This window comes from Shinella curvata, from assembly GCF_022899935.1.
GTDB lineage: Bacteria > Pseudomonadota > Alphaproteobacteria > Rhizobiales > Rhizobiaceae > Shinella > Shinella curvata.
In genome coordinates, this window is sequence record NZ_JALJCJ010000008.1 from 265,509 (window position 1) to 273,889 (window position 8,381).

General features: G+C 59.4%; 11 protein-coding genes. 6 read left to right on the plus strand and 5 right to left on the minus strand.

The genetic code is table 11. The annotated features are described in order from the left end of the window. Nucleotides 1-9 precede the first annotated feature (9 nt). Together nadE and MUU55_RS26160 are read right to left on the minus strand one after the other, a co-directional pair. Entirely contained in the window at nucleotides 10-819 is an 810-nt protein-coding gene (gene nadE / locus MUU55_RS26155; protein ID WP_244763713.1) for an ammonia-dependent NAD(+) synthetase, read from the minus strand. Next, nucleotides 816-1,517, minus strand: a complete 702-nt coding sequence (locus tag MUU55_RS26160; protein WP_244763714.1) for a DUF6766 family protein — start codon at nucleotides 1,515-1,517, stop codon at nucleotides 816-818. Before MUU55_RS26160 ends, nadE begins: the two co-directional genes overlap by 4 nt. A gap of 255 nt (nucleotides 1,518-1,772) precedes the next feature. On the opposite strand from MUU55_RS26160, the gene MUU55_RS26165 reads away from it, so the two are divergent. From MUU55_RS26165 to MUU55_RS26185, 5 genes are all read left to right on the plus strand, one after another. Then, complete coding sequence (locus MUU55_RS26165) at nucleotides 1,773-2,645, plus strand: hypothetical protein (protein WP_244763715.1); 873 nt, start codon at nucleotides 1,773-1,775, stop codon at nucleotides 2,643-2,645. A gap of 1,362 nt (nucleotides 2,646-4,007) precedes the next feature. Then, nucleotides 4,008-4,697: a YoaK family protein gene (locus tag MUU55_RS26170; RefSeq protein WP_244763716.1), complete on the plus strand. Its 690-nt coding sequence runs from the start codon at nucleotides 4,008-4,010 to the stop codon at nucleotides 4,695-4,697. 310 nt (nucleotides 4,698-5,007) lie between these two features. Beyond that, complete coding sequence (locus MUU55_RS26175) at nucleotides 5,008-5,253, plus strand: hypothetical protein (RefSeq protein ID WP_244763717.1); 246 nt, start codon at nucleotides 5,008-5,010, stop codon at nucleotides 5,251-5,253. Between the two features lie 11 nt (nucleotides 5,254-5,264). Then, entirely contained in the window at nucleotides 5,265-5,468 is a 204-nt protein-coding gene (locus MUU55_RS26180) for a hypothetical protein (RefSeq protein ID WP_244763718.1), read from the plus strand. Between the two features lie 81 nt (nucleotides 5,469-5,549). Then, on the plus strand, nucleotides 5,550-5,702 hold the full coding sequence (locus MUU55_RS26185) for a hypothetical protein (RefSeq protein ID WP_244763719.1): 153 nt from the start codon (nucleotides 5,550-5,552) through the stop codon (nucleotides 5,700-5,702). A gap of 747 nt (nucleotides 5,703-6,449) precedes the next feature. Here MUU55_RS26185 and MUU55_RS26190 read toward each other — a convergent pair. After that, nucleotides 6,450-6,905: a DUF2280 domain-containing protein gene (locus MUU55_RS26190; protein WP_244763720.1), complete on the minus strand. Its 456-nt coding sequence runs from the start codon at nucleotides 6,903-6,905 to the stop codon at nucleotides 6,450-6,452. A gap of 35 nt (nucleotides 6,906-6,940) precedes the next feature. Between MUU55_RS26190 and MUU55_RS26195 the strand changes: the two genes are divergently transcribed. Beyond that, nucleotides 6,941-7,186 (plus strand): hypothetical protein, encoded by a 246-nt coding sequence (locus tag MUU55_RS26195; protein ID WP_244763721.1) that lies wholly within the window; start codon nucleotides 6,941-6,943, stop codon nucleotides 7,184-7,186. Here the strand turns inward: MUU55_RS26195 and MUU55_RS26200 are convergent. Together MUU55_RS26200 and MUU55_RS26205 are read right to left on the minus strand one after the other, a co-directional pair. Continuing rightward, nucleotides 7,119-7,565, minus strand: coding sequence for a putative metallopeptidase (locus MUU55_RS26200; RefSeq protein ID WP_244763722.1), 447 nt, complete (start codon nucleotides 7,563-7,565; stop codon nucleotides 7,119-7,121). The two genes, MUU55_RS26195 and MUU55_RS26200, sit on opposite strands and share 68 nt — an antisense overlap. A gap of 285 nt (nucleotides 7,566-7,850) precedes the next feature. After that, on the minus strand, nucleotides 7,851-8,381 hold a 531-nt coding region (locus MUU55_RS26205; protein WP_425314235.1), incomplete at its 5' end, for a M10 family metallopeptidase C-terminal domain-containing protein.

Consider the following 8,381-nt stretch of genomic DNA (forward strand, 5'->3'; position numbering starts at 1 on the left):
GATGTTCCATCATCCGCCAGGGACGGGGAGCGCGCGTTTATGGGCGCTCGCTTTGTAGGCCGACAGGATCCGATCTGTCGCCGCCGGCTCTATGGAGCGTCCTTCCAGAAAGTCGTCGATCTGTTCATAGGTCACGCCATAGACCTCTTCGTCAGGGCGAAGCGGCGCATCGGATTCGAGATCGGCCGTCGGCACCTTCCATACGAGGTGATCCGGTGCGCCGAGTGCGGCGGCCACGGCGCGGATACGCCGTTTGTTGAGGCCGGCAAGCGGAAGGACGTCGGCGGCGCCGTCGCCGAACTTGGTGTAGAAACCCATAAGCGCTTCGGCGGCGTGGTCGGTTCCGATGACGAGGCCGGACGCAGTTCCGGCGATCGCATACTGCGCCACCATCCTCTGGCGGGCCTTCACGTTTCCGAGAATGAAATGATGGTGCAGGACGGGATCGATGCCGCCGGCAAGCACGGCGGCCATCAGGCTGTCGGCTGCTGGCTTGATGTCCACCGTCATGACGCGATCCGGACCGATGGCGGTGACCGCCGCGGTGGCATCGTCTTCGTCCGCCTGGACGCCATAGGGAAGGCGGACTGCAATGAAGGTGGCGGTCCGCCCGTCCTCGCGAAGCTCCCGCACGGCGCGCTGGGCCAGAAGGCCCGCGGTGAGGGAATCGACGCCACCGCTGATACCGAGCACATAGGCCGTCTGCCGGCTGTCGACGAGATAGGTCTTGAGAAACGCAATGCGCTTTTCGATTTCATGCGCGGCGTTGAAGTCGGGTTGAACTCCAAGCGCTTTGATGATCGTGAACTGCTCTATCACGTCTTGCTTCTCCTTTGAGCGTGTGCAGACACCGTCAATCCTCCCGTTTTGGAGTGGGGCGCGGCAACAGGTCTTGATTCCGGCGACCCACGAAAGCGAAGAAAAATCGAGAGGATGACGAGAATGGCTGTCGACAGGAACTCGGACTGCCAATTCTGGAAGGACTCGAACCAGAAACCAGCGCTACCCGCATGTTGCCAGATCGTCGGCGCCGGCTCGCCATGGCTCAATGCCTCGATCGCCTCGGCGGCGGCGCTGTGCCGAAGGTGGAGCACAAAGCTCATGAGAAAAAGAATAAAGAGCACGATCCCAAGCGAATAGGCATAAAGGCTGGCCGCCAAGCCCCCAAGCTGGGTTGGGAGCGGTGCCTCCAGGGCGTCGGCATGGCTTGCAGGATCTTTATCCTGTTCCGCGCCGCCGTCCGGATCCTTCGATTCGGCCGAGCCGCGCTGGAAGAGAAAGGCCGTCAGCACGACATAGGCCGACATTTGCAGAAATTCGCTTTCCCAATTCTCAAAGAGCGCGGATTGAAAATGCCCGCTCGTGAGGTACGCAGCGAGCGATACGGCGGGCTGATGATGTTGTGCCAATTCGTCATTGAAGACGCTGACACCCGTCATCAGCATTCCTGCCAACGTCGCCATCGTCGAAGTGATCAGAACGATTGTCAGCCCATTGTCTCTCAGCACCTTGACCATCTGAAACTCCGCAAGCGCCTCAGCCGGCAAACCCCGCTTACAGGACAATGTTCCTCGCTGCCGTGCTCTCGGAAAGGCCGGTAAGCGGTGGCAGGTGGAACATCGGATCGTTGCACAAGTTGTTGTTTTCACGCGCACGACGCGTTCACGACATGAAGGAGATTTCAAATGGGTCGCGGTATTCTTCTCTGGCTCCTGGGCATTCCCCTGCCGATCGTCATCCTGCTTGTCCTGTTCATGCGATAGGAGGCGGCTATGGCCAACTACACGACGGGCGTCTCCGACGTCGGCGTTGAATCCAATGTCCCCGCTTTGAACTGGGGGCCGGTTATCGGCGGCGCGACAGCCGCCTGCGCGATCAGCCTTATCCTCCTGCTTCTTGGCTCCGGTGTGGGGCTCACCATGGTCTCGCCCTGGGGCGGTGAAAGCGCCTCGTTCACAACCGTCAGCGTGACGGCGGCGATCTGGTTCGTCATCGTGCAATGGCTTTCCTCGGCGCTTGGCGGCTACCTGACGGGACGGCTGCGCACGAAATGGGCGGGTGTTCATACCGATGAAGTGTTCTTTCGCGATACCGCGCACGGCTTCTTGAGTTGGGCGCTGGCGACGGTCGTCGTGGCTGGGCTGGCCGGCTCGGCCTTCTCCTCGCTGCTCGGCGGCGGCGTGCAAGTGGCATCATCCGTCGCGACGACCGCAACCGTCGGCGCTGCTGCAACGGCTGCGGGAAGCGACGCGGCGCCTGATCCTGCCACCGGATACTTTACGGACATGCTCCTCCGTCCACAGGATGGGGCGGTGAGGGCACAATCTGACAATACGGCCGCCGCCGCAGAAGTCTCTCGCATCCTGGTGCAGGGTGCCGCCAAGGGGGAGGTCGTCGAAGCGGATCGTGCCTATATCGCCACCATCGTGGCTTCCCGTGCCAATATCCCTGCGGGAGAGGCCCGTGCACGCGTGGACCAGGTACTACAGCAGATCGAGGATGCGAAGAACGCAGCCCTCAAGGCTGCCGATGACGCTCGAAAGTCCGCCGCGACGGTGGCGCTGCTCGGCGCCCTGTCATTGCTGATCGGCGCCTTCGTGGCTTCGGCCGCCGCCGCTCTCGGTGGCCGCCAACGCGACGAGTGAGACGAGTATTGCCGCTTACAGGGCGCCGTGTTCAAAAAAGACGCGGCGCCTCTTTGCTGTCTGCCGGCAAGTCGCGAGGCCCTTCGCCCGTCCGGCGACCACGGTGGTCGGGGCCAGGGAGGCAATGCTTAGAACAGAATTGCGCCGAGTAGCCGCCCAACAGATGACTGGATTTTTCGACCCGCTCCTGTACTAATTGCCGCGGCAATTATCTATTCGCATGGGACTATCCACCTGAATAATGAGGGTTTTGTGTCGAGTTCGTGGTTTGCTCGCCACACGGGCCCCGCCACAGTGCGGGACTTTTTCTTTTAAGTCTGCCGATCGATGCCGTACAATCCTCCCACCGAGTCAGGGTGATCCGAGCGTAACGAGGCGCTTGGATCTCGGAGGCCGCTCGGGGACCATATGGGCGGCCTCCGGTCAATGTGCTTCGCGGAATGAGATTGTCGACTCTTTGACGGTTTCCATAAAGTTGCGTACGATATTGCTACCGTGAAAATCCTCAGACATTCTCGGTGCGTCTCGATCCGGTCTAACAGACCCAGCCGGATCGAGTTGCCGTGTGCCGGCACGGGGTGAGCCGCGCTCTCTGGAACAAATCAGCTTCTCCGAAATTCCTGCGATCGATCACGCTGGCTGGAGGCCGCTATGAAAGGCAGATCGCAGGAGCAGAAGGATCGGGATCACACGTTGCTGGCGGCCGGTGCGCTCATCGTGGCCGGAGCCATTGTCATCGGCATTCCACCGTGGATTCTTTTCGGCGTTTAAGGCCAGGCAAACGCCGGTAGCTCGCCGAGAAACGCATCGATCGGCGGTATGCCGCGCTCGCGAGGCAGCGGGCGACAATCTGGCTTCATCTGCTATTCTCTCCGCGCGGCTGTCTGTCGCCGCGCATGAAAGAACGGTGGCCTTAATGGCGTGCCCTATCGACTCCTCCGATCAGGCGTTGCATCCTTCAGGACAGGCATGGGCTAACCTTGGGGCACAGGTGGTTAGTGAGAAGGAGTTTTTCAGGCAAGGGCTGCCGCACGACAATGCCTACTGGTACGCCATCTATTTTGATACGTCCGATGGGACTCTATGTGTGCGAAATTACCGAAGTTCGCGACGAGGGGCGGAGGTCGCATGCGAACAGCAGCCGCTCGCGGTCTATATTGCGAATGGGAAGCGCACAAAAGCAAAACGCGCCATTGGCATTTACCTGAATCGATTTGCCGCTGCTCTAAACCAGCTGTGATGTTCCCATCTCTACCAACCACGCAGGATAGAGAGTAAAGCGCCTTCAAAAAGGCGAATTCGGCGTTCCCGCGCGCCGTGTCGTTCCATGGTCCAATTCCAGCAACGCAAGTGAAAACCCCAATGCTCATCCGCGAAGGCGACAGCCGAACCCTTCGAGCGGATCTCATGCTAGCGTCGTCATTGGCGTTCGTTGCAGGGGGCGTGAACAGCGCCGGCTTTATGGCTTTCCGCTACTTCTCTGCAAACATGACCGGAAACGTGTCGATGTCTTCTGAACTGCTCGCTATAGGCCAATGGCAGGCAGCGCTGGCGTTCCTGATCGTCGTAGTGATGTTTATTCTAGGCGCCTTCCTCGCCTCCATCCTGATCGAGGTCGGGAAGCAGCGCGGTCGCAACAATATCTATGCCCTGACCTTAGTGCTGGAGTCTTGCGTCCTGAAAATGGTTGGCGTCACCGCACGCCGCACTCCCGTTCCCCCGAATGCGCTTCTGATATTAGGTATGCTCAGTCTGACCATGGGCATTCAAAACGCGGCATCGACGCGCATATCGGGCAGCAGGGTCAGGACAACCCACGTTTCAGGGATTGCGACGGATTTAGGCGTTGGCCTCGCCATGCTCTTGGGAAACCGATCTGGCGCCGACAAAACAGCGGTGCGTCTCCGTTTGAAGCTTTACCTAGCTAATATGGCCTCCTTCGGGATCGGAGGGTTCCTGGGAGTGATTGGCCTGCAGTATTTTGGCGGGGCCTCGTTTGCCGTGTTTGCGCTGCCTCTGCTGTTGCTCAGCGGTGTTTACATAAGGGGCTGAGCGCGGGCTCAGAGCCAACTCTTGTTTCGGGTGTGCGGCCCGGTTCTAGTCCGCTAACGCCTTTCACGACCTTGCCCACGCCCTTCCTGAGATGATTAGCCTTGGAGCGTCAGGTCGACTTTCGCGACGTAACCGGGCATTCTGGTCCGGCTGGAACCAGAGGGTGCTGTGTCATGGCTCGGCGTATTGCGTGGCTGTTCGTAATTGGAGTGATTGCCTATGCCTGCTTCTGGATGGCTTGGGAGTGGTTTTGATGGGCAGAGGAACCTGATAGCTCGCGGTAGCGTTCTCCCTGAAAAGGAGAGCACCTATGGCAAAGACCGACGAAAGCAGTTCCGTGACACCGACACCGGTCGTCGAAGACCCGCATCCCGGCAGCATTTCTGACGGGACCCACCCCTCGGCGCGGGAACACAAACAGCCTAAAGCCACAAAAGGAACCGGTCCCTCCAATCATGTTTCCGGCACGGTCGATAACCCTGCCCTGAAAGAGGGCCAGACTGCGGTGAACTCGGAAGCACCGAAACACCCAAACAAAGCTGCGTACGGCTCGTGAAGGACAGCGCCATGAATGACGACCTTCTTTCCCGCCTGCAATCCGAAAGCTCTGAGTTGCGGCGCCGAGCACTTGAGATGGACAAGGCCACCGAGACACGAGACACCGCGATGCTCATGAAGGGCCTTGCCACGGCGATGGACGCGATAACCGCGCTCGCCGCTACGGCCGGCCGTCTTGATGGCCCGTCAGGTCTCGGCAAGAGCGGTGACTAAACGTTCTGAGAAGTCGGGCGCAAGCCTGGCTCTCGTTTCGGCTGGCGCGGAACCTTTGCCACCTCGGCCAGTTGGCACGGCATGAGAGATACCGATCAAAAAGCTAAGTCTGGCATGATCCGCTTCGTCATCGCGATATTCATTATCGGAATGTTCTTTGCTGGTGCTTACCTGATTTTCTGGACGCCTGGCGAGATGAACTCGTCGCCGATCGGCGAAGTCATTTCGGATTGAAATGACGAGCCCGCCTTCTGGCGAATATCTCCAGCCGCTAAAGTTCAGGCGAACAGCCGCAGAACGATCAATGACCGGTTTACGAACCGGCGGGATCCAATACGCCTTTTGAATAATGACGACTCCAACGATATCGCCCGGTCGGTCTTTCCGCTGTGCGCAACAGCGCGGCAATTGGACTAGCGTCACTTTTCTGGCGTACCGTCCGCGCCTCTCGCCCTTGCAGATTTGATCGCCGGGGGAAGCCGAAACCCCGCGCGCCAACGCGCTCCCGAGCGATCTCGTTATCCCGCGATTAACCGGGCATCAATTAGCCTGCTGAGATGGCCAACAACGTCTACAAGTTCCGGCGCGTGAAGTGGGGCAACCCTCGCGAAAAGCTGAAAGTGCTCGTTGAGGATCTCCAGCGTAGGTTATGGCTTGATCGATTGTCGCAGGCCAATTCGGCGTAGTCGTTGCCTTAGCCATCGTCGTTGCTCTTGCGCTGGCGACTACCGCCGCTGTTTACCTCGGTGCATGAATGGACTGCCAAGCCACCTTCCTGGCTTGGCGGTGAGCGTTTGGCGGCGACACCCTCGGGTGGCCAAGGCTTTTACAAGTGCGGCGCGCAGCGGCTCCATCAGGAGCGCCCCTGTCTTGCCGCCACCAGCCGAGCCACCATAGATGGCGATATCGGTCGATGATCCGATGAACTGTGTCTGCGGCCCGGCGTGGCGCCTGATTATCGTCTGTGCTGCCGTGCCCTTCTCATCCCCTTCCATTGTCGGGCAACTGGAACATCGTTACCGGCGATACTGGCACCGGCAGGTCCTTCCCTGTCAGCTCGCGGCGGTTGGTGTAGCTCCCGCCGACTTCCTCGGCCGCCCGCTTCAGCAGTGACGATGCCAGCACCATGTTGCCCTGCGTCTCGGCCTTGTCGACCATGCGCTGAAGTGCGCGAAGGCGCATTGCGCGGTGGCTGATACCAATGGATACCGTATCCTCAAGGAAGGTCTTGCGGGTTTCCTCGAAAAGCGCCCACCACTTCGGCACCAGGCCAGAGGCCGCCTTCTCGTGCAGGTCGTGGCTCTCGACGAGCTGCAGGCTGACCTCGATCGCGAACTCCTTCTTGACCGCGGCCGCGACGATAGACGGGTTGTCGAAACAAGCCAGTGCTTGGACGATATAGGTCTTAACCTCGTCCGAGAGTTTCGCTTTCGCCATGGCCGTGTCAAAGTCCAGTCAAACGGAGGAAAGCGATGACCATCACCCCTGTGAAGTTCACCGTGAAAAAAGCGGTTGTGATCGAAGGCCACGAAATTGGCGACGGCATCTATGTCGGGCAGAAGTTATCCGACACTGAGATCGAACGGGCAAAAAGCCGGAATGCGTCCTACTTCCTGCACTTTGCTCCGCCCAGCATGGGAGGTGATCCTGCTACCGTGCAGCGCTACGATATCGACGTGACGGAGCATGTACAAAAGGGCCAGATCGTCGTCGACTAGGCAACGCGCAGATCGCAGGTGCCGGCGCATCCGCCCCGTAGCGACGAACCGCGCCGATCAACTGCTCCACGTCATGTCCCCGGATGGTGAAGACCGGGCGGCCGGTCATGCTGTTGAATTTCGGAGCGCCGAAGCTGTCGACGTCCTGGGCGGCGTGGTAAAGCTCATGCTCGACCAGAGCCATGAACTCGGCGTCACCGCACCGGGCGCAATAGTTGGCGTCGAGCGTGATGATGAAGTCCGGGACGAAGCCGAACCATTCCGTGATCTGCTGTTCGATGCGGGCCTTTGCCCACTTGCCCATGGCGCCCTGGGATGTCCCGGTCTCGCACTGGCTTATGACGCGCTTGCCCTTGCGGGTGTTTCGACAGCGGCCCATAGATAACCGATGTGAGCGTCGGCCAGATGGGCGTGCTCGGGGTTGGCCACTGGCGATGCTTCGTCCAGAAACGTGACCGGACTAGAGACTGTGGCGGGTTCTGTGGAGCTCTACCCGCGGGAGAGGGGTGGATGACGGCTCCAGTGATATCGCCCGCCACAGCCTCACCGCTGTATGCACCAGCGCGGCAACTTGCTTAACCGGCCCGAAGGCTACCGTCTGCCGGCCGTTGCCGGTTCTGTTACGGCTATGCCGTATGGGGTCGGGCCGTTTCGCGCCGCCGTGCTAAAGGAGGAAGTCCGCTTTGGCGAAAACGCTACTTGTCTCGATTTTGATGGAGAAATCGGGAATGCCATCGCCATTCACATCAGCCCGCAAATAATGCCCGCTTGAATTGCTGTAGTCCTGAAGCTCTCCAGCATGTTTGGTGAAGTTTGCGCCACCGATGAATTTGAACGCCTGGTTCCCGGCAAGCTTCGTGTTGGCGTCAATATCCCGAAGATCGAATTTGTCACCCTCGGCACGGTTGAAGTCAAACACGGTATCCCTACCCGCTTTGTCGCGGATGGAATCCTTCACGCTTCGATAAATAAACATGTCAGCGCCCGCACCACCATACAGATTGTCGGCGCCCGACCCGCCTAGTATTGAATCGTTTCCAGATTCGCCGCGGAGAATGTCGTTCGCTGATCCCCCATAGATTTTGTCGTTTCCTACTCCGCCAAGGACCTCGCCCTTTAAGGAGCCTTTGCGCCCATCGTAGAAATCGTTCCCAGCCCCTAAGAGCACGGATCCTATCATCTTGCCTTCATTGTA